At 29.9% G+C, this 24,041-nt stretch carries 20 protein-coding genes, 2 tRNA genes, 2 rRNA genes and 1 riboswitch (1 of these 25 running past the window's edge); of the genes, 5 read left to right on the top strand and 19 right to left on the bottom strand.

Features of this window, described 5'->3' with window-relative positions:
- From ACTT88_RS00550 to ACTT88_RS00535, 4 genes are all read right to left on the bottom strand, one after another.
- Positions 1 to 48: ribosomal RNA gene (locus ACTT88_RS00550) — 23S ribosomal RNA — on the bottom strand (it extends 2,705 nt beyond the left edge of the window).
- Between the two features lie 133 nt (positions 49 to 181).
- Positions 182 to 257: transfer RNA gene (locus ACTT88_RS00545), tRNA-Ala, on the bottom strand.
- 12 nt (positions 258 to 269) lie between these two features.
- Positions 270 to 346: transfer RNA gene (locus ACTT88_RS00540), tRNA-Ile, on the bottom strand.
- Positions 347 to 444: 98 nt separating this feature from the next.
- A 16S ribosomal RNA gene (locus ACTT88_RS00535) occupies positions 445 to 1,919 on the bottom strand.
- The 16S and 23S rRNA genes sit together here with 2 tRNA genes alongside, the layout of an rRNA operon.
- A 336-nt stretch (positions 1,920 to 2,255) precedes the next feature.
- Between ACTT88_RS00535 and ACTT88_RS00530 the strand changes: the two genes are divergently transcribed.
- A complete protein-coding gene (locus ACTT88_RS00530; RefSeq protein ID WP_440907444.1) occupies positions 2,256 to 3,548 on the top strand; it encodes a peptidoglycan DD-metalloendopeptidase family protein in 1,293 nt (430 codons plus the stop codon).
- On the opposite strand, the gene ACTT88_RS00525 is transcribed toward ACTT88_RS00530, so the two are convergent.
- Genes ACTT88_RS00525 through ACTT88_RS00505 form a run of 5 tightly spaced genes read right to left on the bottom strand, consistent with a single transcriptional unit; the run spans position 3,545 to position 8,222 of the window.
- Positions 3,545 to 3,982 (bottom strand): DUF4167 domain-containing protein, encoded by a 438-nt coding sequence (locus ACTT88_RS00525; protein WP_440907443.1) that lies wholly within the window; start codon positions 3,980 to 3,982, stop codon positions 3,545 to 3,547. The two genes, ACTT88_RS00530 and ACTT88_RS00525, sit on opposite strands and share 4 nt — an antisense overlap.
- A 10-nt stretch (positions 3,983 to 3,992) precedes the next feature.
- Positions 3,993 to 4,835: a peptide chain release factor N(5)-glutamine methyltransferase gene (gene prmC, locus ACTT88_RS00520; RefSeq protein ID WP_440907442.1), complete on the bottom strand. Its 843-nt coding sequence runs from the start codon at positions 4,833 to 4,835 to the stop codon at positions 3,993 to 3,995.
- On the bottom strand, positions 4,832 to 5,908 hold the full coding sequence (gene prfA, locus ACTT88_RS00515) for a peptide chain release factor 1 (RefSeq protein WP_440907441.1): 1,077 nt from the start codon (positions 5,906 to 5,908) through the stop codon (positions 4,832 to 4,834). Before prfA ends, prmC begins: the two co-directional genes overlap by 4 nt.
- A gap of 2 nt (positions 5,909 to 5,910) precedes the next feature.
- Complete coding sequence (ispG, locus tag ACTT88_RS00510) at positions 5,911 to 7,005, bottom strand: flavodoxin-dependent (E)-4-hydroxy-3-methylbut-2-enyl-diphosphate synthase (protein WP_440907440.1); 1,095 nt, start codon at positions 7,003 to 7,005, stop codon at positions 5,911 to 5,913.
- Positions 7,006 to 7,010: 5 nt separating this feature from the next.
- Positions 7,011 to 8,222 carry an aspartate kinase gene (locus ACTT88_RS00505; RefSeq protein ID WP_440907439.1) on the bottom strand — a complete coding sequence of 404 codons (1,212 nt, stop codon included), beginning with the start codon at positions 8,220 to 8,222 and terminating at the stop codon, positions 7,011 to 7,013.
- Between the two features lie 75 nt (positions 8,223 to 8,297).
- On the opposite strand from ACTT88_RS00505, the gene ubiG reads away from it, so the two are divergent.
- Positions 8,298 to 9,020 carry a bifunctional 2-polyprenyl-6-hydroxyphenol methylase/3-demethylubiquinol 3-O-methyltransferase UbiG gene (gene ubiG / locus ACTT88_RS00500; protein ID WP_440907438.1) on the top strand — a complete coding sequence of 241 codons (723 nt, stop codon included), beginning with the start codon at positions 8,298 to 8,300 and terminating at the stop codon, positions 9,018 to 9,020.
- Here ubiG and ACTT88_RS00495 read toward each other — a convergent pair.
- The gene (locus ACTT88_RS00495) at positions 9,017 to 9,445 is read right to left on the bottom strand and encodes a DUF1178 family protein (RefSeq protein WP_440907437.1); all 429 of its coding nucleotides are present in this window, start codon (positions 9,443 to 9,445) and stop codon (positions 9,017 to 9,019) included. The genes ubiG and ACTT88_RS00495 overlap by 4 nt on opposite strands.
- 38 nt (positions 9,446 to 9,483) lie before the next feature.
- Positions 9,484 to 10,785 carry a bifunctional glutamate N-acetyltransferase/amino-acid acetyltransferase ArgJ gene (argJ, locus tag ACTT88_RS00490; protein ID WP_440907436.1) on the bottom strand — a complete coding sequence of 434 codons (1,302 nt, stop codon included), beginning with the start codon at positions 10,783 to 10,785 and terminating at the stop codon, positions 9,484 to 9,486.
- 65 nt (positions 10,786 to 10,850) lie between these two features.
- Here argJ and secA point away from each other — a divergent pair, with 65 nt between their 5' ends.
- Positions 10,851 to 13,415, top strand: a complete 2,565-nt coding sequence (gene secA, locus ACTT88_RS00485; RefSeq protein ID WP_440907435.1) for a preprotein translocase subunit SecA — start codon at positions 10,851 to 10,853, stop codon at positions 13,413 to 13,415.
- Between the two features lie 3 nt (positions 13,416 to 13,418).
- Here the strand turns inward: secA and ACTT88_RS00480 are convergent, their stop codons facing one another.
- A complete protein-coding gene (locus ACTT88_RS00480) occupies positions 13,419 to 14,513 on the bottom strand; it encodes an acetyl-CoA carboxylase carboxyltransferase subunit alpha (RefSeq protein WP_440907434.1) in 1,095 nt (364 codons plus the stop codon).
- A 101-nt stretch (positions 14,514 to 14,614) separates the two neighbouring features.
- Positions 14,615 to 14,698: riboswitch (glycine riboswitch) on the top strand.
- Between the two features lie 82 nt (positions 14,699 to 14,780).
- Here ACTT88_RS00480 and ACTT88_RS00475 point away from each other — a divergent pair.
- Positions 14,781 to 16,955: a malate synthase G gene (locus tag ACTT88_RS00475; RefSeq protein ID WP_440907433.1), complete on the top strand. Its 2,175-nt coding sequence runs from the start codon at positions 14,781 to 14,783 to the stop codon at positions 16,953 to 16,955.
- Here ACTT88_RS00475 and recR read toward each other — a convergent pair.
- The 5 genes from recR to kdsB form a co-directional block, all read right to left on the bottom strand.
- Complete coding sequence (gene recR / locus ACTT88_RS00470; RefSeq protein ID WP_440907432.1) at positions 16,930 to 17,541, bottom strand: recombination mediator RecR; 612 nt, start codon at positions 17,539 to 17,541, stop codon at positions 16,930 to 16,932. The genes ACTT88_RS00475 and recR overlap by 26 nt on opposite strands.
- A gap of 3 nt (positions 17,542 to 17,544) precedes the next feature.
- Complete coding sequence (locus ACTT88_RS00465) at positions 17,545 to 17,862, bottom strand: YbaB/EbfC family nucleoid-associated protein (protein WP_440907431.1); 318 nt, start codon at positions 17,860 to 17,862, stop codon at positions 17,545 to 17,547.
- A complete protein-coding gene (gene dnaX / locus ACTT88_RS00460) occupies positions 17,855 to 19,510 on the bottom strand; it encodes a DNA polymerase III subunit gamma/tau (RefSeq protein WP_440907430.1) in 1,656 nt (551 codons plus the stop codon). The genes ACTT88_RS00465 and dnaX overlap by 8 nt, the downstream gene beginning before the upstream one ends.
- A 140-nt stretch (positions 19,511 to 19,650) precedes the next feature.
- Entirely contained in the window at positions 19,651 to 20,484 is an 834-nt protein-coding gene (locus ACTT88_RS00455) for a prephenate dehydratase domain-containing protein (RefSeq protein ID WP_440907429.1), read from the bottom strand.
- Positions 20,484 to 21,215 (bottom strand): 3-deoxy-manno-octulosonate cytidylyltransferase, encoded by a 732-nt coding sequence (gene kdsB, locus ACTT88_RS00450; RefSeq protein ID WP_440907427.1) that lies wholly within the window; start codon positions 21,213 to 21,215, stop codon positions 20,484 to 20,486. Before kdsB ends, ACTT88_RS00455 begins: the two co-directional genes overlap by 1 nt.
- Positions 21,216 to 21,328: 113 nt before the next feature.
- On the opposite strand from kdsB, the gene ACTT88_RS00445 reads away from it, so the two are divergent.
- The gene (locus ACTT88_RS00445) at positions 21,329 to 21,868 is read left to right on the top strand and encodes a c-type cytochrome (RefSeq protein ID WP_440907426.1); all 540 of its coding nucleotides are present in this window, start codon (positions 21,329 to 21,331) and stop codon (positions 21,866 to 21,868) included.
- On the opposite strand, the gene argF is transcribed toward ACTT88_RS00445, so the two are convergent.
- Positions 21,860 to 22,789 (bottom strand): ornithine carbamoyltransferase, encoded by a 930-nt coding sequence (gene argF / locus ACTT88_RS00440; protein ID WP_440907425.1) that lies wholly within the window; start codon positions 22,787 to 22,789, stop codon positions 21,860 to 21,862. The two genes, ACTT88_RS00445 and argF, sit on opposite strands and share 9 nt — an antisense overlap.
- Before the next feature lies 1 nt (position 22,790).
- A complete protein-coding gene (locus ACTT88_RS00435; protein ID WP_440907424.1) occupies positions 22,791 to 23,957 on the bottom strand; it encodes an aspartate aminotransferase family protein in 1,167 nt (388 codons plus the stop codon).
- Between the last annotated feature and the right edge of the window lie 84 nt (positions 23,958 to 24,041).

Here is a 24,041-nt window from a genome sequence, read left to right as displayed (position 1 = left end):
CGGCTTTCAGTGCCAAGGCATCCACTACACGCCCTTAAACGCTTGATTTATGCACAGAAAAAAATTCTGTGTTGAATCAAATTTTTACTTTGAACATTAGCTAATAACATTACTAATGTTCGGATATAGATATTGATATTAATTATTATTTTTATTTACAATTTTTCATAACTAAGTGTTTTGGTGGAGGATAGCGGGATCGAACCGCTGACCTCCTGAATGCAAATCAGGCGCTCTCCCAGCTGAGCTAATCCCCCATGATCTAAAATTGGTGGGCCGAGAAAGACTCGAACTTTCGACCCCACCCTTATCAAGGGTGTGCTCTAACCAACTGAGCTACCGGCCCCCATGCAAGAGAAACACTTCTTTAAGAAGAGAAATGAGGACGGTCAACATTATCCTGTGTATTATTTAGAGTAAAATTTTACTTTCACTCATCCTTAGAAAGGAGGTAATCCAGCCGCAGGTTCCCCTACGGCTACCTTGTTACGACTTCACCCCAGTCGCTGACTATACCGTGGTCAAGGGTTTGAAACCTTGCCTTAAGGTAGAACCAACTCCCATGGTGTGACGGGCGGTGTGTACAAGACCCGGGAACGCATTCACCGTGGCACGCTGATCCACGATTACTAGTAATTCCAGCTTCATGCACTCGAGTTGCAGAGTGCAATCCGAACTGAGGTATCTTTTAAGGATTTGCTTAACTTCGCAGTCTTGCTTCCTGTTGTAGATACCATTGTAGCACGTGTGTAGCCCAACACGTAAGGGCCATGAGGACTTGACGTCATCCCCACCTTCCTCCAGCTTATCACTGGCAGTTCTTTCAGAGTGCCCAACTTAATGATGGCAACTAAAAGTGAGGGTTGCGCTCGTTGCGGGACTTAACCCAACATCTCACGACACGAGCTGACGACAGCCATGCAGCACCTGTGTTTCGTCCGGCCGAACCGAAAACTCTAATCTCTTAGAGTCGCGACGAACATGTCAAGTGTTGGTAAGGTTCTGCGCGTATCTTCGAATTAAACCACATGCTCCACTACTTGTGCGGGTCCCCGTCAATTCATTTGAGTTTTAACCTTGCGGTCGTACTCCCCAGGCGGTGTGTTTATCGCTTTCGCTGCGACACTGAAAATAAATTTCCAACGTCTAACACACATCGTTTACGGCATGGACTACGAGGGTATCTAATCCTCTTCGCTACCCATGCTTTCGTTCCTCAGTGTCAGTAATGATCCAGAAAGCTGCCTTCGCAATTGGTATTCTTTCTAATATCTACGAATTTCACCTCTACACTAGAAATTCTGCTTTCCTCTATCATACTCTAGCTGAAAAGTTTTGATGGCAGTTCCAGAGTTAAGCTCTGGGATTTCACCACCAACTTTTTCAACCACCTACGAACTCTTTAAGCCCAGTAATTCCGAACTACGCTAGGTCCCTTCGTATTACCGCGGCTGCTGGCACGAAGTTAGCCGGACCTTCTTATTCGGGTACAGTCATTTTCTTCCCCGACGAAAGAGCTTTACAACCCAAGGGCCTTCTTCACTCACGCGGCATCGCTGCATCAGAGTTTCCTCCATTGTGCAAGATTCCCCACTGCTGCCTCCCGTAGGAGTTTGGGCCGTGTCTCAGTCCCAATGTGGCTGATCATCCTCTCAAATCAGCTATTGATCACAGTCTTGGTAGGCCATTACCCTACCAACAAACTAATCAAGTGCAGGCTCATCCAATGGTGCATAAAGCTTTCTCCGTAAAGACTTATCCAGTATTAGCACAAGTTTCCTCGTGTTATTCCAGGCCAAAGGGCAGATACCTACATGTTACTCACCCGTCTGCCACTAAGTATTGCTACTTCGTTCGACTTGCATGTGTTAGGCGTGCCGCCAGCGTACGTTCTGAGCCATGATCAAACTCTCAAGTTTAAAAACGGCGCACACTAGCTTCCATATAAATTCTAAGAATAAAATTTATATGATGTTGAAGTGTGTACGACAAATTTTGGTAACCTTAACCGTCCACACTTCTCTTCTTAAATTTTAACGTTTTATATAGCTAATTGAGCAAAAAAAGCTCAATAATTCTCGTGTTTTTATTGTGTTAACAATAATTTTATTGAGAAAGTTCAGTGCTTATAGGCTAAAATTATAGGAAATCAAGCATTTAAGAATAAAAAAAAAGAGAAAAATCCTTTATTTTAAAGGGTTTTTTTTGATTTTTAGATGCCTCTAAACTAATAATTAAGGCACTTAAATAATTTAATGATTAAAAATTTAAAAAATAAGATTCAAAAAAATTTAGAAATTTTTGGTTTAACTGCCTTGATTTTGATTACTGTAATATCAACTAGTTATTTTAATTATAAAAAAAATATAAATAACAAAATTTATCATAACTTTATTGATAATATTTACTTCAAAAAAACTCTCAACCACATTATTGAAAATCTAGATCCAAAATATAAAAAAATAAAACATAAAATCAAGTCTGGAGAAACTTTTGATCAAATTTTAGAAGATTATAAAATTGATAATAAAGAAATAATAAAAATAAAAAATTCACTTAAAAAAAAAGTTGATCTTAATAAATTAAATACTAAGCAAATAATACAATTCACTTTAGATAAAACAAATAATAAAATTGAAGAATTTATATTCCAAATTTCAAATACTCAAAAAATATATTTAAAAAGAAATATTGAAAATGACAAATTTACTAATGAAATTAAATCAATTAAGTTAGAAAAAAAAATAATCTATGAAGAAAATATAATACTACAAAGCTTATATAAAGCTGCAACTGATAAAAATATACCTGCAAATGTAATAATTGAATTTGCGGGAATTTATGGTTTTCAAGTTGATTTTCAAAGAGATATTAGACAAAAAGATAAATTTCATGTCATGTATGAAATTTTTTTAAATGAAAAAAAAGAGATTGTTGAAACTGGGGAAATTCTTTTTGCAAATCTAAAACTTAATGGACAAGATAATAGTTTGTATTATTTTGATAAGGAAGGAAGTGAAGGTCATTATGACAGAAATGGTAAAAGTGTAAAAAAAGCTTTAATGAAAACACCAATCAATGGTGCAAGACTTTCTTCTCCGTTTGGAATGAGGAAGCATCCAATAGACGGATTTAATAAAATGCATAAGGGTACTGACTTTGCTGCACCAATGGGTACACCAATAATGGCATCGGGTGATGGTATAATAAAAAAAGCAGGATGGTGTGGCGGAGGTGGAAATTGTATAAAAATTAAACATAATTCAACTTATCAAACTGTATACGCTCATATGTCAAAATTTGCACGAGGAATAAAATCTGGAGTAAGAGTAAAACAAGGCCAGACAATAGGCTATGTGGGATCAACTGGTAAATCCACAGGACCACATTTACATTATGAAGTAATAGTGAATGGTAAAAAAGTAAATTCTCAAAAGTTGAAACTTCCATCTGGAAAAATTTTAAAAGATAAAGAAAGAAAACTTTTTGAAACTATTAAGATTAAAATTGACGTTCTTAAATCTGAAAAAATACTTGGAATAAACTAAATCATTTCGATTTGAGATTTTTCATCTTTCTCAATCTTATTTTCATCGGATGAAGTATCTTGTATTTTTTTTTCAGAATTTTCAATATTTTGCTCAATTTCAGAATTAACTTCAGATCTATTGTCTTGAAATTTTTCTTTTCTAAGACTTTCTTTTTCGTTAAGAATTCTTGTGAAATGATCTGCGTGTTGTAAATAATTTTCCGATAAAATTTTATCTCCATTTGATAAAGCTTCTCTGGCTAAATCATTATACTTTTCAATTAATTTAGGTGCATTATGGTTGTTTCTTCCAGGAGTTTTTCTTTTAAAATTTTCATTATTAGAGAAAGTAGAAGCAAATTTTGAGTTATCACCATTTGATTTAAAATTTCTTGGACTTCTTCTAAATCCACTTCTTCTATTATTGTTGCTATTATTTCTAAATGTTACCATCTTAATTTAATTATATTTTAGTACAAACTATGCATCTATCGTTATTAGCAAGATCTTTTTGAACACTATTTATATAAAAACCTTCTTTTTTTAATAAATTAATAACTTTATTTTTTTGATCAAATCCAATCTCTAAAATTACTTTCCCATTTTTTTTTATCAGTTCAGAGGATTTTTTTATAACTTTTCTGATTTCTGATAAACCGTCTAATCCACCATCTAGTGCTAACCTGGGCTCAAACCTAGCAACATCTCTTTCCAAATATTTAATCTTAGATGATTTAATATAAGGAGGATTAGAAATTATCAAATCATATTTTCCTAAATTGAATTTGTCAACATTTGATTTATATAATTTTAATCTAGCAATAACTTTTAGTGTAATAGCATTTTTTTTAGTTATATTTAAACATTTTTTACTTATATCTAAACCTACCCCATAAAAATTGTCCCTTTCTTTTAATAATGACAGAAGAATGCAACCTGAACCAACTCCAATTTCTAAAATATTAATTTTATTTTTATATTTTGTTAATCTTAATGCATTTTCAACAATAAGTTCTGTGTCAGGTCTTGGAATTAATGTATCATTTGTAACAAAAAACTCAGAGTTCCAAAAAAACTTTTTATTTGTTAAATATGCAATTGGATTACCTGAAGATCTACTTTGTATTAATTTATAAAAGTTGTTTTGATCTTTTTTGTTGAGGATATCATTAGAATTCAATAAAATATAACTTCTGTCCTTATTAATTGTTTTTGCCATTAAAATTTCAGAGTCTAAATGCGAATTAAGAATTAAATTTTTCTTTAAAATTTTTGAACCCTTGCTAATAACTGAACTTATATTCATTTCTTTAAGTTGCTTAAACTTTCTTCTTGTGCCTGCAATGTTAATGACTCGATCATTTCATCGAATGCTTCTCCTTCTAGGAATTCATCTAATTTATGAAGTGTCAAATTAATTCTATGATCAGTTACTCTCCCTTGGGGAAAGTTATAAGTTCTTATTCTTTCTGATCTGTCACCTGTGCCAATTTTTGTCTTACGGTCTTGAGATCTTTCTTGGTCTATTCTTGACCTCTCTAATTCATATAAACGTGCTCTTAAAATTTTCATACCTTTAGCTTTATTTTTATGTTGTGATTTTTCATCTTGTTGAGATACAGATAAACCTGTTGGAATGTGCGTAATTCTTACAGCACTATCTGTCGTATTAACAGATTGTCCACCAGGTCCGCCTGCTCTAAATACATCTATTCTTAACTCAGAATCATTTATTTTTAAATCTACCTCCTCTGCTTCAGGTAAAACAGCTACTGTTGCTGCTGATGTATGAACTCTTCCTTGAGTTTCGGTATCTGGAACTCTCTGTACTCTATGAACTCCACTCTCATACTTTAGTGTTGAATAAATATTAGTACCTTTAATTGATGCTATAACTTCTTTTAAACCTCCTGCATCACTTCTAGATATTGAGATTAATTCTAAAGACCATTTTTTTTTGTGACTAACTTTTTCATACATTTTAAATAAATCTGATGCAAATAAACTTGCTTCTAATCCGCCTGTTCCTGCTCTTATTTCAATAATAGCATTTTTTTTATCTGCTTCATCTTTTGGTAACAAAAATAATTTTAATTTTTTTTCATTAGCTTCATATCGATTTTGCAAATCTATCAATTCTATATCTGCCATCTTTTTTAACTCTCCATCAGCAGAACTATCATTTAATATTTTCTCCAATTCTTCTTTTTCAGTTTGAAAAGAAATATAATCTTTGGCACTTCCAACTATCTCATTTAAATCTGAGTATTCTTTTGATTTTTCGGCAAATAACTTGTTATCTAATACACCGGTAGATAAATCTTTTTCTATGGATGAATGTCTTATTATTAATTCCTCAACTGTTTTTAAGGGTATCATAATTAGTTCTCTAGTTCAGATGCTTTTTTCTCAACTTCGCTTATAACCTTATCAATTATGTCATCAGTCAAAACTTTTTCATTCTGAACACCAGATAAATAAAGCATATTATTTCCTTTTCCCCCTCCAGTAATTCCTATATCTGTCATTGCAGCTTCTCCTGGTCCATTAACAACACAACCAATAATTGACAGTGTTATTGGTGTTTTTATATGGGCTAGTTTCTCTTCCAATATTTTTACAGTGTCGATTACCTGAAATGCTTGTCTTGCACAAGAAGGACAAGAGATGATCTTTACTCCTCTATTTCTCAGATTAAGTGATTTTAATATCTCATTACCAATTTTCACCTCTTGGGTTGGGTCATCAGATAAAGAAATTCTAATAGTATCTCCGATTCCATCCATTAATAAACTACCAAGCCCTATGGATGATTTTATGCTCCCAGATACAAAACTTCCTGCCTCTGTAATTCCAAGGTGTAAAGGATAATCTATAACTTTGGATAGTTGTCTATATGCTGCTATCGAAAGGAATACATCTGATGATTTGACACTTATCTTAAAATTAAAAAAATCTCTATCCTCTAAAATTTTTATATTTCTTAAAGCGCTTTTAACTAATGCCTCTGGACAAGGCTCTTTAAATTCCTCTAAAATATCTTTTTCTAGAGAACCTGCATTTACTCCAATTCTTATTGAACAATTATTATTCTTTGCTGCTTTCAATACCTCGTGTATCTTTGTTTCATCTCCAATATTTCCTGGATTAATTCTTAAACAGCTAGCTCCATTTTCTGCTGCCTCAATAGCCCTTTTATAATGAAAATGTATATCTGCAACTACTGGTATTGATACATGTTTTATTATTTCTTTTAATGCTTTTGAAGAGTCCTCATCTGGACAAGACACTCTTACTATATCAGCACCTTCCTCAGCTATATCGTTAATTTGTTTTATGGTTGCTTTAACATCCGTAGTTAAAGTATTCGTCATTGATTGAACAGAGATTGGATTATCGCCCCCAATCTTTACAGTTCCAACATTTATTACTTTTGTTTTTCTTCTTTTAATATCTCTAAATGGTCTTAAACTCATTATAATTAATCTAATTTAAATTCTTTATGTAAAGCAGCTATTGCTCTTTTAACATGCTTAACAGAAACTAGAACTGAAATTTTTATCTCTGAGGTAGAAATAACTAAAATATTAATTTTTTTTGAGGCTAGTGCCTGGAACATTCTATATGTTATACCTGGAGTAGTTATCATACCAACACCAATGATTGAAACTTTAGAAACACCTTTATCAAAAGATAATTTTTTAAAAGATATTTTTTTATTTTGTTTAATTAATTTTTCTGTTTTTTTTAAATCATCAGCTTTTATAGTAAATGTAAGATCTGTCTCTTTTCCATCTAAAGATATATTTTGAACCACCATATCTACATTGATAAGATTTTTCGAAAGTGGTTTAAAAATAGAAGCAGCAACACCAGGTCTATCTTTTACTCCTACAATTGTAATTTTAGCATCATTTTTTGTTGATGAAATTCCAGTAATAATTTGGTCACTAAATGCTTTTTTAGAATTTGTTATTAAGGTACCAGATTTTGATACAAATGAAGATTTTACTTTAACATCAATCTTATTCAGCTTTGCATCCTGAACCGATGTAGGCTGCATTACTTTTGAACCTAGAGATGCCATTTCTAACATTTCGTCATAAAAAATTTTTTTAATTTTTTTTGCTTTTTTATACTGCCTTGGATCAGTAGTATAAACTCCATCTACGTCAGTATATATTATACACTGATCAGCTTTAATAAATTTTGCAAGCATAATTGCAGTTGCATCAGATCCGCTTCTTCCGATTGTTGTTATTCTTAAATCTTTACTTACACCCTGAAATCCTGTGATTATAGGTATTCCACCTGAATTTATATATCTATTTAGTTCTTTGATACCTACTGAACTAATCCTCGCACTTGAATGAGGGCCATCTGTTAAAATAGGTAATTGCCATGATGTCCAAGATCTCGATTTAAATCCTTTATGTTTTAGTCTGCCAGCAATAAGTGCACATGATGCTTGCTCTCCAGTCGATACTAATGCATCATATTCTGCTCTATCAAAATTGCTACTTATCAGTTTAGACTTATTAACTAACTCATTTGTCACACCACTCATTGCCGATGAAACAACTACTACCTTACTATTTTTCTTTTTGTAAAAAGCAATAATTTTGCATACCTTTTTAATTCTATCTATAGTTCCTACAGATGTTCCACCAAATTTTAATACGATAGTTTTCATGCTAGCTTTAATTATTAATATTTAATAAATAATGGATAAAATACATCTAAATTATTATGTCAACTATTTATCACAATGACTAGTGTAAATAAAAAAGAAATAGATAAATTTTCTAAAATGGCCAATGAATGGTGGGATCCAGAGGGTAAATTCAAACCACTTCATAAATTTAATCCAACACGAATAAAATATATAAAAGAAAATATTATTAATAATTTCAAATTAAAAAATAAATTAAGACCTTTGTCAGGAATAAACATTTTAGATATTGGATGTGGTGGAGGGTTACTTTCCGAACCAATGTCAAGAATGGGAGCAAATGTTACAGGTATTGATGCATCTGATAAAAATATAAAAATTGCAAAACTCCATTCAAAAAAAAATAAACTAAAAATTAATTATTTATGTTCATCGCCTGAAAAGCTTAAAATTACAAAAAAATTTGATGTAATTTTAAATATGGAAATTATCGAGCATGTAGAGGATATAGATTTTTTTTTAAAGTCTTGCTCAAAACTTTTAAAAAAAAATGGACTTATGTTTGTTGCAACAATAAATAAAACTTTAAAATCTTATATTTTTGCAATTGTTGGAGCAGAGTATGTTTTGAGATGGCTTCCAATTGGAACACACGAATGGGAAAAATTTGTTAAACCTGATGATCTTAAAAAGATTTTAATGAAATATGATTTATCTCTAAACAAATTAGAGGGTATGAATTTTAACATTATTAAGGATGAATGGAGTATTTCTAGAGATTTATCTGTAAACTATATAGCAAAATTTATTAAAAACTAATTTTCTTTTTCATCTATCCAAGGGATCATTTGAGCATCTATACCTTCTTCTTTTAATTCTTTCAAATCTTCCTTTGATGCACTACCATAAATACCCTTTGATTTTTTTTTACCATTATAATGAATTGATCTCGCTTCATAAGCAAAATTATCACCAACATAATTAAAATTATCTTTAATAAATTTTTGATAATCTTTTATAGTTTTTTTAACTTTATTATATTTTTCTAAGTTTAATTTTTCATCAGTTTTTGATTTATGACTTATTAGCTGAGGTGCCATAATTGTTTTTTCAACTTTTTCTGAATTGCAATTATGGCAATTCAAAAGTTTTTTCTTTTTTAGTCTTTCATACTCGTTTGAGGATGCAAACCAACTATCAAATTTTAAATTACATTTTTTACAAGAAAGTTTATATTTAATCATGATTATTAGTTAATTATAAAATTTAGGTTTTCAATAAGTTAACTTCTATAGTCTGCATTAATTTCAATATATTTTTTTGTTAAATCCATAGTATAAACTGTGAAGTTTTTATTTCCTGTAAAAGTTTCAATGTTTATTTCTATATTTTCTGATTTCATATAATTTGCTGTTTGTTTTTCATCATAACTTTGATTTAATTTTCCACCTTCTACAATTGTTATATTTCCAAAATTAACAGATAATTTTTTTAAATTAATTTTAGGCCCAGCTTTACCGATTGCCATTATAACTCGGCCCCAATTTGGATCTTCTCCAGAAATTGCGGTCTTCACTAGCGGAGAATTTGCGACAGATAATGCAATTTTTTTTGCATCTATCTCATTTTTACATTTGCTAACATTTATTGTTATGAATTTTGATGCTCCTTCACCATCTGAAACAATTCTTTTAGCTAAATTCAAAAGAACATTATTTAATGCTTTATCAAAATTTTTAATTTTATTTTCATTCACACTTTTTACTTGAGAATTTTTTACTTCATTAGTTGCAAAGATAGTTGCCATATCATTGGTGCTGGTATCTCCATCACAAGAAATAGCATTAAATGTATTGGTTATATTTTTTTTTAATAGCTTTCCTAAAACGTCATTAGATAAAGTTGCATCAGTAAATATATACGCAAGTGTTGTAGCCATATTCGGATGTATCATTCCTGAACCTTTGGCAATTCCGTATATTTTTACTTTTTCACTTCCAATATAACATTCCTCCATAGCTAATTTTGGCTTTGTATCCGTAGTCATGATTGCAAGTGCTGCCTTCATCCAAATAAATTTATTTTGAGTATAAGTAATTTTTTTTATTAAATTTGGAATATTGTTAGAGATTTTTTCATGTGGAAAAATTTCTCCAATAGTACCAGTACAACCAAACATTATATTCTTTGAGGTAATTTTCTTTGGACTCTCTTCGTCTTCTTCTTGTTTTTTATTTAATTGTTTAGCAGTTAAATCTGCTATTTTTTTTAAACTTTCATACCCTTGCTTTCCAGTGAAAGCATTTGCATTTCTTGTGTTTACAATTAGAGAATATATTTTTTTTGGTCTTTGATTGATATTCCATTTTATATTTTCAGATACTATTTTTGACTGTGTATAAACAGAGGCATAATTTGCACCTTCTCTAAAATAAAACATAGTTAAATCATCTCTAATATCTTTATATAAATTTGCTGAAACAACTGAAATTGAAAGACCATCTAGATGATCAAGGTCTTGAAAATCAATCATTTTTGTATTTTTTGATTGAGATGATAAAAAATTTGTTAAATTAATTCCCATATTGTTTAAATTATTTATTTAATACATATATTAAACAATATAAGTAAAGAATAAATCAAATAGTCATGTTTAACCCATTAAATTTAATAACAAAATTTATCAAATCTAGTAATCAAAAAGAGCTAGATAGAATTGGTAAAATTGTTGAAAAAATAAACTTATATGAGGAAGAGTTAAAAAATTTAAATGACGACAACTTTCCAAAAAAAACTAATGAATTTAAAAATCAGATAAAAGATGGGAAAACATTAAACGAGTTACTTCCAGAAGCTTTCGCTTTAGTCAGAGAGGCTGCCAAACGAATACGAAATGAAAGACACTTTAACGTTCAGTTAATAGGAGGTGTGGCCTTACATGAGGGTAAAATTGCTGAGATGAGAACCGGAGAAGGAAAAACCTTAACCATAACACTTGCTGCATACTTAAATGCATTGAGCGGTAAAGGTGTTCATATAGTGACTGTAAATGATTATCTTGCAAAAAGAGACTCGATTGAAATGGGGCAAATTTATAATTTTCTAGGTCTTACATCGGGGTTTATTAACAACTATCAAGATGATGCTGAACGTAAGAAAAATTATAATTGTGACATTACTTATGCAACTAATAGTGAATTAGGTTTTGACTACTTAAGAGACAATATGAAATTTTCTGAAGAACAAATGGTTCAGAGAGATCATAATTTTTCAATAGTAGATGAAATAGATTCATGTTTGATTGATGAAGCAAGAACACCTTTGATAATTTCTGGAGCAGCTGAAGATAAAACAGCCCAATATCTAGCAATTAATAAATTAATCATAAACTTAAATAATAAAGATTTTGAAATAGATGAAAAAGAAAAGAGTATTTTATTAACAAATGATGGAATTAATAATGTTGAAAAAATTTTTTCTGACGCTGGAATTTTAAAAAATAATAATTTTTATGATCCTGAAAATTTACATTTAGTTCACCATGTTAATCAAGCTTTACGAGCAAATCATTTATTCGAAAAGGGTAGAGACTATATTATTAAAGATGGAAGTCTTAAAATTATTGATGAACTTACTGGAAGAATTTTAGAAGGCAGACGCTTCGGAGATGGTTTACATCAAGCATTAGAAGCTAAAGAAAAAATTCAAGTGCAAGCTGAAAATCAAACTTTGGCTTCAATAACTTATCAAAATTATTTTAAACTTTATAAAAAAATATCTGGTTGTACTGGTACAGCTGCTACAGAATCTGAAGAGTTTTTTGAAATTTATAATCTTCCTGTTGTTGTTATTCCAACAAATAAAGAAATGGTCCGAAAGGATTTTAATGATTTAATTTTTAGAACAGAAAAGGAAAAGAATGATGCAATTATAGAAAAAATAATTGAAAAAAATAAATTAGGTCAGCCTATTTTAGTATTTACCTCAAGTATTAATAAATCTGAAGTTTATTCAAATTTACTAAATAAGAAAAACATTAAACATGTAGTGTTAAATGCAAAAAATCATGAAAATGAAGCTGAAATAATTGCAAATGCAGGAAAAGAAAACTCATTAATTATTACAACAAGTATATCTGGAAGAGGAGTTGATATTCAACTTGGCGGTAAAAAAGGTTCTATTCCAGAAGACCAACTTAAAATAAATAAAGATAAAATTAAATCCTTAGGTGGTTTATTTGTAATTGGTACTGAGAGAATGGAGTCTAGGAGGGTGGATAACCAGGCTAGAGGAAGATCTGGAAGACAAGGAGATGAAGGTAGTTCTGTATTTTACGTTAGTCTAGAGGATGATTTGATGAGAATTTTTGGATCAGAATCTATGAATAGTATGCTCGAAAAACTTGGACTTAAGGACGGTGAAAGTATTGATCATCCATGGATTAATAAAGCATTAGAGAGAGCACAGCAGAAAGTAGAAACTAGAAATTTTGATATAAGAAAAACACTTATCAAATTTGATAATGTTCTTAATGATCAAAGGCAAGTTGTATTTTCACAAAGGAAAAATGCGATGAACAGTGAAAATATCTTTGATTATTCAAATGAATTTTTAAAAGAAATATCTGATGATTTGATAAGGTTAAAAATTTCAAATTTATCCAATCCAAAAAGCAATGAATTTATTAATAAAACTAGGCAAATTATTGGAAAAAGTTTTAAAGAAACAGAATTTAAAGATTTAATTGAGGCAAAAGACAAAGATTTTAGAGAAAAAATTTCTAATAAATTTCAAGAAACAAGAAATGATAGGATTAAACTTCTAGGAGAGGATCATGCAAAAGAAATTGAAAAAAGAATTTTTCTTCAATCAATCGATTTAAATTGGAAATCACATATCCAATATTTGGAGCAATTAAGACAAGTTATAGGTTTAAGATCTTATGGTCAAAGAGATCCATTAGTTGAATATAAAAAAGAAGCATTTGAATTATTTTCAAATCTTTTAGAAAAATTAAAGTTAGATTATTTAACAATCCTTATGAACCTAAAAGTAGTAACGGAGTCAGATAATGAACAAATTAATTCTAAGAAAATAAATCCATCTGACAATCCAAAGTGTTTATTGCTAATTAACAAAAATCAAAAAATATCTAGGAATGATAGATGCGAGGCTACAGGAAAAAAATTTAAAAATTGCTGTGGAGCCTTATAGAATTTAAATAAATAAGAAAATTGAAGAAACTAAAATTAATCCACCAATAATCGCTAGTAATATTTTTTTTGATTTAAAAATTTGATCCAAATTATTTTTCTTAATAGTTAATGTACTTAGATCTTCAGTACTAGTCATAAAACCATCATTTCTTCCAATTTTAAGAAATTTATTTTTTCTCTCATTCATTATTTCTTCAGAAGATAATTCATCAAAATAATTTAAATTTTTTGTTAAAGTTTCTCTCACGTTATTTAATATAATATCTCTATCCCTGTGCGCACCACCTAAAGGTTCCTCAATTATTTCATCAATAACTTTTAATTTTAATAAATCTTTAGCTGAAAGTTTCATAGCTTTTGCAGCATCAAGCATTTTTTTTGGATCTCTCCATAGAATAGTTGCACATCCCTCTGGAGATATTACTGAATAAATTGCATTTTCTAGCATAAGAACTTTATTTGATGAAGCTAAAGCAATTGCTCCACCAGAACCACCCTCACCTATAATAATTGCAATTGTTGGAACTTTAAGCTCCATACAGCATTCGATTGATTTTGCAATTGCTTCGGCTTGCCCTCTCTCTTCTGCTCCTACGCCTGGATATGCTCCTGGTGTATCAATAAAAGAAATTATGGGAATATTAAATTTGTTTGCTAAGTTCATTAATCTTATTGTTTTTCTATAACCCTCTGGTCTCATCATTCCAAAATTTCTCTCAATCCTACTATCTAAATCTTCTCCTTTTTCTTGACCTATAACTAAAACAGATTTTCCATTGAACTTTGCAAATCCAGTTAATACTGATTTATCTTCTCCATAATATCTATCCCCAGATAATGAAATGAAGTTTTCAAACAAATTATCAATAAAAAATTTTGCTTTAGGCCTATCTTCATGACGAGCAACCATAGTGGTCTGCCAAGGATCTAAATTAGAATAAATATTTTTTAATTTTTCATCTATTTCTGTTTGAGTGCTTGAAATTTTTTGAGTATCGACTTCTGATAATCCTTCTTGATTGTAAGGATCTTTTAATTTTTCTAGTTCGTTTTCTAGATCTTTAATTTCTGTTTCAAAATTTAGATAATTTTTCATGTTTTATTTATAGCGGATGGTTAAAATACAAAAAAGGCAATAAAATGATGTTAAATAAGGTGTAATTCTTATTAATTGACTTAAATCATTTAACAGATACAAATTCATTATCGGGAGAGACTATTTATAGCGCCGAAGGAGCAACCACCCCGGAAACTCTCAGGCAAAAGGACCGATTAAAGCATAACACTCTGGAAAGAGATTGATTTCCGCCGAAGGAGTAAAGCTCTCAGGCAAAAATACAGATGGGGTACGAAATTAAGTGCTATGCAAGAAAAATACATTAAAATCAATAGTCTTCAAGTATCTGAAAAGCTATCAAACTTTGTAAATGATGAATTATTAATAAATACAAATGTATCTTCTGAAAATTTTTGGTTAGGTCTAGAAAAAACTCTTGATGACTTAGCACCAAAAAATAAACAATTAATTAAATTAAGAGAAGATTTACAGAAGAAAATAGATGATTGGCATATCAAAAATAAAGGTAAAGAATTTAATTTAGATCAATACAAAAAATTTTTATTAGAAATTGGTTATTTAAAAAATGAAGGACCTGATTTTAAAATAGAAACTGAAAATGTTGATGAAGAAATTGCAAGTATAGCTGGACCTCAGCTAGTTGTGCCTGTAATGAATGCGAGGTATGCATTAAATGCTGCTAATGCAAGATGGATGAGTTTATATGATAGTCTTTATGGTACAGATGTAATTGAACAGTCTGAAGACAGCGTATCTGAACGGTATGACCCTCTAAGAGGTGAAATGGTTATTAAATATGGAAGAGATTTTTTAGACAAATACTTTCCATTAGCCGGATTAAGTTGGAATAAAATTACAAGTTTTGCTGTAAAATATGGGAAATTAAAAGTTTTAAAAGGTGCTGATATTTTTGATTTGGAAGATGAAAATAAATTTATTGGGCACAGAGGCGAAAGCGATAATCCGTCAGCAATTATTCTAAAGAATAATAATTTACATATTGAAATTCTAAAAGACTCAAGAGCTTTTGCTGCTCAACAAGATCATGCAGGTATTAGTGATATTATACTAGAATCAGCAGTTTCAACAATTTGTGATAATGAAGATAGTGTAGCAGCTGTTGACTCTGAAGATAAAATTATTTGTTATCGAAATTGGTTAGGTCTAATGAAAGGTGACCTTAAATCCAAATTTGAAAAAGAAGGGAAATTATTTGAGAGAAAATTAAATCCTCACAGAAGTTATATCTCAAAAGATGGGAAAGGTTTAAAATTACATGGTAGAAGTCTTTTACTTGTAAGAAACGTTGGTCATCTAATGACTAACCCTTCAATTTTATTGAGTGATGGAAGTGAAATACCTGAGGGTATTATGGACGCATTTATAACTACAGCAGCAGCACTACATGACATTAAAAATAAAAATAATTCAAGAACTGGATCAGTTTATATTGTAAAACCTAAAATGCATGGCCCAGACGAAACAGCATTTACAGATTTAATTTTTTCTAAAGTTGAGGAAGTTCTTAATTTACCAAAGTACACTTGTAAAATTGGTATTATGGATGAAGAGAGAAGAACGTCAGCAAATTTAAAAGAATGTATTAGAAGTCTTAAAAATAGAGTTTTTTTTATTAATACTGGCTTCTTGGATAGAACCGGTGATGAAATGCATACATCAATGGAAGCTGGTCCTATGATTAAAAAAGGCGATATGAAGTCATCTAAATGGATTACTGCATACGAAAACAACAATGTTGATATTGGTTTAAGTTGTGGGTTTTCTGGTAAAGCTCAAATTGGAAAAGGAATGTGGGCAATGCCTGATAAAATGAAAGATATGATGGAGCAAAAAACAGGACACTTAAAAGCAGGTGCAAACTGTGCATGGGTTCCTTCTCCAACAGCAGCTGCACTACATGCTTTACATTATCATGAAATAAATATTTTTAACGAACAAAAAAAATTAATTGATAGAGAGCCAGCTAAGCTTGATGATCTCTTAACAATCCCAATAGCAGACAGACCTAATTGGTCTGTAGAAGATATAAATAAAGAAATTTCTAATTCTGCACAAACTTTATTAGGGTATGTTGTAAGATGGGTTGACCAAGGTGTAGGTTGTTCAAAAGTTCCTGATATTAACAATATTGGCTTAATGGAAGATAGAGCAACACTAAGAATTTCTTCACAACATATAGCCAATTGGATTCATCATGGAATTACAACAAAAATACAAGTAACTGAAATAATGAAAGAAATGGCCAAAATAGTAGATGATCAGAACAAAGATGATCCACTATATGTTAAAATGAGCAGTGATTATGAAAACTCTATAGCATTTCAAACTGCATGTGATTTAGTATTTAAAGGTAAAGAGCAACCTTCAGGTTATACTGAACCATTACTTCATTTAAATAGATTGAAAAAAAAATCTAATCTGAGTTCGAAACCAAATTAGACCTATTTTTAAAAGCAGAAAATAAAGTTCCGTCATCTAAACTTTCAATTTCTCCACCAACAGGTAATCCTTGTGCTAATTTAGTAATCTTAACATTCAAGTTTTTTAAACTATCTTGAATATAATATGCAGTTGTTTGACCTTCAACAGTTGCACTAGTTGCAAGAATTACCTCTTCAATTTTATCTCTATTAACTCTTTCAACTAATGAGTTAATCAACAAATCTTCTTTTCTTTGGCCAACTGAAGAAATTGTGCCTCCTAAAATATGAAAATAGCCCTGAAATATATTTGAATTTTCAATCGACCATTGGTCTGCAATATCCTCTACTACACAAATTTTATTATATTTTTCTTTTGTGTTCTCACAATTTAGGCATCCATTTGAATTTGACTTTAATGTACCACATGAATTGCATCTAACTACATTTTTATAAACTTGCGCCAACGTATTTGCCATAGGTTTTACAAGTTCGTCACGATTATTTATTAATTTTAAAACAATTCTTTTTGCTGATTTGGGACCTAACCCTGGAAGTTTTGAAATTAATTTAATTAATTCTTCTATCTCACTGATGTTTTGCATCTATCATAAAGGCCATTTAAAACCAGGAATTCCAAAACCTCCAGTTGCTTTTGAAATTTCCTCAGTTGTTTTTGATTTAAGTTGAGATTTAGCACTATTATGTGCTGCAACAATTAAATCTTCAATTATGGTTTTGTCCTCTTTCATAATTTCATCAGATAACTTTATTGTTTGCATCTCTCCCTCTCCATCCAAAGTTATCTTCACAGAATTTGAACCCGAAACTCCCTCAACTCTAATTTCCTTAATTTTTTGTTGGCTTTCTTTCATTTTTGACTCAAGTTCTTTTGCTTTATCTAAAATTTTACTAAAATCAGTCATTATCAACTCCATCTTTGTTTGAATTTATATCTATTAATTCGGCATCAGGAAATTTATCAATTACACTTTTAAATATTTCTGAATTTTTCATTTCATCCATTAACTGTTTTTTTACATGTTTTTCTTTATCTTTTACTGACATTTGCCCTTTTAATTTACTAAACGTAATAATCCATCTTTCACCGGTCCATTCAAAAAGCTTTGATGATAAATCTTTTACAAAATCTTTATCTAAACTTTCATTAAAAGATATTTCAATTCTATTTTTTTCAAATTTTACAAGGTTAACATTTTTTTCTAACTCGTATTTAAGTTTGATCTCTTTTTTTTTTGAACAAATTTCAATTAAATCCTCAAATGCATTTATATTAGTTTTATTTTCTGCTTTAATTTCTGTCTGAACTTCTGGTTTGATTTTTTCTTCCTGTGCAACATTCTTAATTTGATTTATTGTTTTAGAAGTTAATTCAGTTTCTGTATTCTTTACAAAATTTTCACTCTTCAAATTGGCCTCAACATTTTCAATTTTATTTTCAGATTTTACAGAACTTAAATGCATTAGTCTTATTAAGAACATCTCAATTGAAAGGTGTTGATTAGAAACTATGTCTATCTCTTCGAGAGAAGAGATGGCAAATTGCCAAAATAATATTAATACCTCTGAGTCTATTTGATTTGATAAATTTTTAATTTTAGAAAATTCTTCATCATTTAATGAAAAGTTTGTACTTTCTATAGTTAAAGAATTAATATTTTTAAAGTAGTAAAGTAACTCTAAGAAATCATTAATAAAAACCTTTGGTTCAACACCTTGATCATAAATTTTTCTATAAATACTTATTACTTTTGTTTCTTCACCTTTTAAAATTAACTCGAACAAATCGATTAATTGAGATTTATCAAAATATCCAAAAATTTTCTGAGCTGAATTTAAGTCTAATTCTTTTCCTTCATCCAAACTTAATAGTGCTCTATCGAGCAACGATAAAGAGTCTCTAACAGAGCCCTCAGAAATTTTTACTATAAGCTTTAAAGCATCGTCGCTTATTTTTCCATTTTCCTTATCCTTAATTTTTTTAATAAACTCCAATAATTCTGAGGATTTAATTCTAGATAGATCAAATCTTTGACATCTAGATACGACTGTAATTGGAATTTTTTTAATTTCTGTAGTTGCAAAAATAAATTTTAGATATTCTGGTGGTTCCTCTAAAGTTTTTAATAAAGCATTAAATGCTTGTTTGCTTAACATATGAACTTCATCAATAATGAAAATTTTATATTTAGACGAGGTCGGCCCGTATCTTGAAAATTCGATTAAATCTCTTACGTCATCTACACCTGTTTTGCTTGCTGCATCCATTTCAAGCACATCTATATGACTAGACTCACTTATAGATTTACAGCTTTCACAAAAGTTTTCTTTACATAAATTATCGATACTATTTGAACAATTAAGTGCTTTTGCAACAATTCGTGCTGTTGTGGTTTTTCCTATTCCCCTTATTCCAGTGAACAAATACGCATTAGGTGTTTTGTCAGCTTTAATAGAATTAGTAATAGTTTCAGCAACAACCTCTTGACCAATAAGATCATCAAAAGTTTGTGGTCTATATTTAAGCGATAATACTTTTGAGTTATTATTCATATATCTATTAGGAGACTAGAACCTGAATAACTGTCTCTACGACTGCTTCCGTTAAGATCTGGTCGGGTTCAAGCAGCATCCACCTCTAGCCTCCAAGTCTATTATAGCAGTTAAAATTTCTAATCTACAAGAAAAGATTCTTATTTATTTTGTCTCAAACTATCAGCTTCAAAAACACCTAGAACGTGAAAATCCTCACAATGTAGGCCTAGCTCTTCAAGAGATTTTTGAACTTTTAAGTCTTCAATATGTCCATCTAAATCACATAAGAAAAAATAAGAATCGAAACTATTTTTTTCTGGATAACTTTGTAGTTTAGTTAAATTTACACCATTAATAGCAAAACCTCCTAGTGATTGATAGAGGGCAGCTGGCTTACTTTTCAATTTAAATAAAAAAGAGGTTATGTAAGTTTTGTCTTTAAATTCTGGTTGAGAAATATTTTTTCCCATAACCAAAAATCTTGTCAAATTTCCACTTTCATTTTCTATATTTTTTTTAATTACTTCTAAGCCATAAATTTCAGCACTTAAGGAAGATGCTATCGCAGATTGTTTGATATCTTTTGTTTTAGAAATCATTTCAGCAGATCCAGCAGTATCTGCTCTAATATGTTCTGCTAAATTATTTTCTTTTATAAATTTTGAACACTGAGACAATCCTTGAGCATGTGAGTATACTTCTTTAATATGTTTTAATTTAGCTCCAGGTTGTCCTAATAAGTTGTGTTCAATTTTTTGAAAATGCTCTTTATAAATATTTAGCCTATGTTTAAATATTAAATATTCAATTCCAATATTACCAGTAATTCTGTTTGATTCCGGAATTATAATTCTGCTATCTGGCTCTTCGGATGCTTTGTTAAAACACTCATCAAAAGTTTTACATGGCAAAATCTCAGCTTTAGGATCAATAGAAAGCGCTGCTAAATGAGAATACGCACCAAAAGTTCCCTGAAAATAAATTTTACTCATCAATTCTTATATTCCATTATTTTTTTTAAGGCTAGATAATCTTCCTCTGTATCCACACCTATTGGAGATGACATAGCAAGTGAAACATTTATATCAATATTATTATCTAATGCTCTTAACTGCTCTAGTCGATTTTCTATTTCATTTTTGGATTGATCCAATTGAACAAATTTTTTAAGACAATCTCTTGAATAACAATAAATTCCAATATGGTGATAAATATTTTCTACCTGCTCAGATTTTCTTGAAAAAGATAATGCCTTTGGAAAATGATCTCTTTCAAGGCTGTTTTCGGTGATAACCTTAACAATATTTTCATTCTTGAGGTTTTTATTATCTTTTAACTTTGCGGCAAGAGTTCCTAAATTAGAATTATTTTTTACCATTTTGTTATTCAAACTTTTGATATCATCAATGTCGATTGCTGGTTCATCACCTTGTAAATTCATAATAAAATCAACATCTCTAACATTTGATTTTTTAAGTGCTTCGTGAATTCTATCTGTTCCTGTCTTGTGTTTATTGCTTGTTAAAATAGCATTGAAACCATTACTTTTAACATCATCAATAATTTCTTGATCCTCTGTAGCTACAATCACGTCTCCAATATTGGCTTCTTCCGCTTTTTTAGACACATGTGATATAATTGATAAACCATTTATTTTTAATAACGGTTTACCTGGAAGCCTAGTTGCAGACATTCTAGAGGGTATAATTACTAAAGTTTTCATTATATTATCAAATTATTATACTCATTAAACAACTATAGGGGCAAATTTATACATTAAATTTTAGCTTTTTTTTAATTTATCGTGTTATACGTTCACTACATAAATTAGAAAAAATGGATTCTTTTGAAATAAACAAAATAGTTGCTGCAGTTTTAATGGTTGCCCTACTTGTTATCGGTATTGGAAAGTTATCTGATCTTATATTTCACGTAGAAAAACCTGAAACACCTGGTTATTCAGTCGAAGTAGAAACTGCAACCACTATATCCACAACTAGCTCAAGTACAACGTCAGACAAAATTGATATATCGGCCTTAATGGCAATGGGAGATATTGCGCATGGTGAAAAAGTTTTTAAAAAATGTGCAGCTTGTCATTCAATTATTAAAGGAGGAAAGAATGCTATAGGTCCAGCTCTATATAATGTTGTGGGAAGAAAAGTTGGAGCGGTTGAAGATTATAAATATTCTAAAGCTTTAGCAGCGTATGATAAAGAATGGACTTTTGAAGAACTAAATGGATTTTTAATAAAACCTGCAAAATGGATTAAGGGAACAAAGATGGCTTACGCAGGTTTACGAAAAGAAAAAGATAGAGCTTCTGTAATTAAATATCTAAATGAAAATTCAGACAGCCCTTTGCCGCTACCTTAATTTTCCGAAACAATATAATAAAATACTTTTTTGCACATGAACTCTATTAAGTGCTTGTTTCCATACATGAGATTTTTTTCCTAAGAAAACATCGTCACTCACTTCATCTCCTCTTGGCAAACAATGTAAAAAGATGCAATTTTTTTTTGCATAACTCATTAATTTTTTATCAATTTTAAAATTTTTAAATGCTTTTATTTTTTTCTTCTTATTAACTTTGTCATTTAAAGAAATAACTTTATCAGAAAAAATTACGTCTGCATTTGAAACCGCTTTTTTCGCATCATTATAAATATAAATTTGCTTATTATTTTTTTTGACCCAAGCTCTAACTTCTTTTCCTGGTTCAAATTTTTTTGGACAACCAATACTTAGCTTGAAAGAAAATTTAACTGATGCAGCTATTAAACTATCTAAAACATTGTTGGAGTCACCAATCCAGCAAATATTTAAATTAGAAATAGGTTTCTTTATTATTTCCTCAACAGTAAAAACATCTGATAAAACCTGTGTTGGATGAGATGAAGGACTTAGACCATTGATTATGGGTATAGATAAATATTTTTCAAAATTTTCAACCTTTTTATCGCTATCAGTTCTGAGCATAAATCCATCACCATAGGTCGAAAGAATTTTGGCCGTATCAGCAATACTCTCTCCACCTTGACCTAAATGAAGCTCATTAGATCTCAAAGTTAAAGTACCACCACCTAATTGTTTGATAGCTAAATAAAAGCTTAGTCTTGTCCGCAAACTAGATTTTTCAAACATTTGGATTAACAATTTTCCTTTTAGGGGTGCGCCCTTATCAACCTCTAATATATTTAGTTTTTTTCTTAAAATTTTTCTTCTCTTTGCATCAATAATAATCTTTCTAAGATCCTTTGCAGGTATATCTTTTAAATTAATGAAATGTTTCATATCATTTTATCTGTGAACAGACCTTTTCAATAATTTTTAATGCTAAATCTAGCTCATTTTTTTTGACATTTAGTGGAGGTAAAATCCTAACAACATTTTCTGCAGCTCTAATAGTCAGTAGATGATTGTTCATCAATTTTTTTATAAATTCAGTTTGATCTTTATATAACTGTATCCCAATCAAAAAACCTCTTCCTCTTATTTGCTTAATTATATTTGGGTATTTTTCTTTAATTTTATTTAGTTTTAATAAAAAATATTTTGATAAATTTTTTACATTATTTAAAAATTTCTTATTTGATATAATATCCATTACAGTATTTCCAACAGCCATAGCCAAAGGATTTCCTCCAAATGTTGATCCATGAGTGCCTGGTGTCATACCAGAAGCAACTTTTTTGTTCATTAAAACTGCTCCAATAGGAAATCCCCCGCCTATTCCTTTTGCAATTGGCACAATATCAGGTTTAACTTTTGATTTTTCAAAAGCAAAGAAATCACCAGATCTTCCTATTCCACATTGAACTTCGTCAAGAATTAATAATATTTTTTTCTTATTACATAATGCTCTTAATTCTTTTAAACACCAATCTGGAATTACTTTTATACCACCCTCACCCATAATTGTTTCAACCATAATTGCAGCTGTATTTTTATTAATTTTCTTTTTAAGAGAGTAATGATCTCCAAAACTGAAGTGATCGAAACCAGTTACTTTTGGACCAAATCCTTCGGTCATTTTCTTTGATCCACTTGCAAAAATTGTTGCTAAAGTTCTTCCATGGAAGGAGTTTTTAATGCATAAAATTCTATTTTTATTTGGTTTACCTATTGAGTAAAAATATCTTCTAGCAACTTTAATTGCTGCTTCCGTAGCTTCAGCACCACTATTTTGAAACATTACATAATCGGCAAAAGTTTTTTTACATAACTTTTTAGCCAACATTTCTCCCTCTGGAATTTGAAATGCATTAGATACATGCCACAATTTTTTCGATTGTTTTTTTACAGTTTTTACTAATTTTGGATGTGCATGACCTAAAGAATTAACCGCTATTCCCTGTACAAAATCTAAATATTTTTTTTTATCAATGGAATATAGATTGCTACCTTTGCCGTATTTAAAGGAAATATTTTTTCTATTATAATTTTTTGCTAAATAACTCATAAATTTAGTTTGTTTTATAAATTATAATTATTAATACAAGTTAGGATTGAAAACATATATATACTTAATTTGCATATTAATGTT

The organism is Candidatus Pelagibacter sp. (genome assembly GCF_052046145.1).
In the GTDB taxonomy this organism is placed as follows: Bacteria; Pseudomonadota; Alphaproteobacteria; order Pelagibacterales; family Pelagibacteraceae; genus Pelagibacter.
This window is presented reverse-complemented; position numbering and strand designations above follow the sequence as displayed.

What these genes read in the sequence shown, in the direction of transcription:
- kdsB (WP_440907427.1), bottom strand. Translation starts at nt 21,215, where the DNA reads ATGAAAACTTTAGTAATTATACCCTCTAGAATGTCTGCAACTAGGCTT.
- ACTT88_RS00480 (WP_440907434.1), bottom strand. Translation starts at nt 14,513, where the DNA reads ATGAAAAATTATCTAAATTTTGAAACAGAAATTAAAGATCTAGAAAAC.
- ACTT88_RS00525 (WP_440907443.1), bottom strand. Translation starts at nt 3,982, where the DNA reads ATGGTAACATTTAGAAATAATAGCAACAATAATAGAAGAAGTGGATTT.
- ACTT88_RS00445 (WP_440907426.1), top strand. Translation starts at nt 21,329, where the DNA reads ATGGATTCTTTTGAAATAAACAAAATAGTTGCTGCAGTTTTAATGGTT.
- ACTT88_RS00505 (WP_440907439.1), bottom strand. Translation starts at nt 8,222, where the DNA reads ATGAAAACTATCGTATTAAAATTTGGTGGAACATCTGTAGGAACTATA.
- prfA (WP_440907441.1), bottom strand. Translation starts at nt 5,908, where the DNA reads ATGATACCCTTAAAAACAGTTGAGGAATTAATAATAAGACATTCATCC.
- ACTT88_RS00530 (WP_440907444.1), top strand. Translation starts at nt 2,256, where the DNA reads ATGATTAAAAATTTAAAAAATAAGATTCAAAAAAATTTAGAAATTTTT.
- argJ (WP_440907436.1), bottom strand. Translation starts at nt 10,785, where the DNA reads ATGGGAATTAATTTAACAAATTTTTTATCATCTCAATCAAAAAATACA.
- ACTT88_RS00495 (WP_440907437.1), bottom strand. Translation starts at nt 9,445, where the DNA reads ATGATTAAATATAAACTTTCTTGTAAAAAATGTAATTTAAAATTTGAT.
- dnaX (WP_440907430.1), bottom strand. Translation starts at nt 19,510, where the DNA reads ATGAATAATAACTCAAAAGTATTATCGCTTAAATATAGACCACAAACT.
- recR (WP_440907432.1), bottom strand. Translation starts at nt 17,541, where the DNA reads ATGCAAAACATCAGTGAGATAGAAGAATTAATTAAATTAATTTCAAAA.
- ACTT88_RS00455 (WP_440907429.1), bottom strand. Translation starts at nt 20,484, where the DNA reads ATGAGTAAAATTTATTTTCAGGGAACTTTTGGTGCGTATTCTCATTTA.
- ACTT88_RS00465 (WP_440907431.1), bottom strand. Translation starts at nt 17,862, where the DNA reads ATGACTGATTTTAGTAAAATTTTAGATAAAGCAAAAGAACTTGAGTCA.
- ACTT88_RS00475 (WP_440907433.1), top strand. Translation starts at nt 14,781, where the DNA reads ATGCAAGAAAAATACATTAAAATCAATAGTCTTCAAGTATCTGAAAAG.
- ACTT88_RS00435 (WP_440907424.1), bottom strand. Translation starts at nt 23,957, where the DNA reads ATGAGTTATTTAGCAAAAAATTATAATAGAAAAAATATTTCCTTTAAA.
- prmC (WP_440907442.1), bottom strand. Translation starts at nt 4,835, where the DNA reads ATGAATATAAGTTCAGTTATTAGCAAGGGTTCAAAAATTTTAAAGAAA.
- secA (WP_440907435.1), top strand. Translation starts at nt 10,851, where the DNA reads ATGTTTAACCCATTAAATTTAATAACAAAATTTATCAAATCTAGTAAT.
- ubiG (WP_440907438.1), top strand. Translation starts at nt 8,298, where the DNA reads ATGACTAGTGTAAATAAAAAAGAAATAGATAAATTTTCTAAAATGGCC.
- argF (WP_440907425.1), bottom strand. Translation starts at nt 22,789, where the DNA reads ATGAAACATTTCATTAATTTAAAAGATATACCTGCAAAGGATCTTAGA.
- ispG (WP_440907440.1), bottom strand. Translation starts at nt 7,005, where the DNA reads ATGAGTTTAAGACCATTTAGAGATATTAAAAGAAGAAAAACAAAAGTA.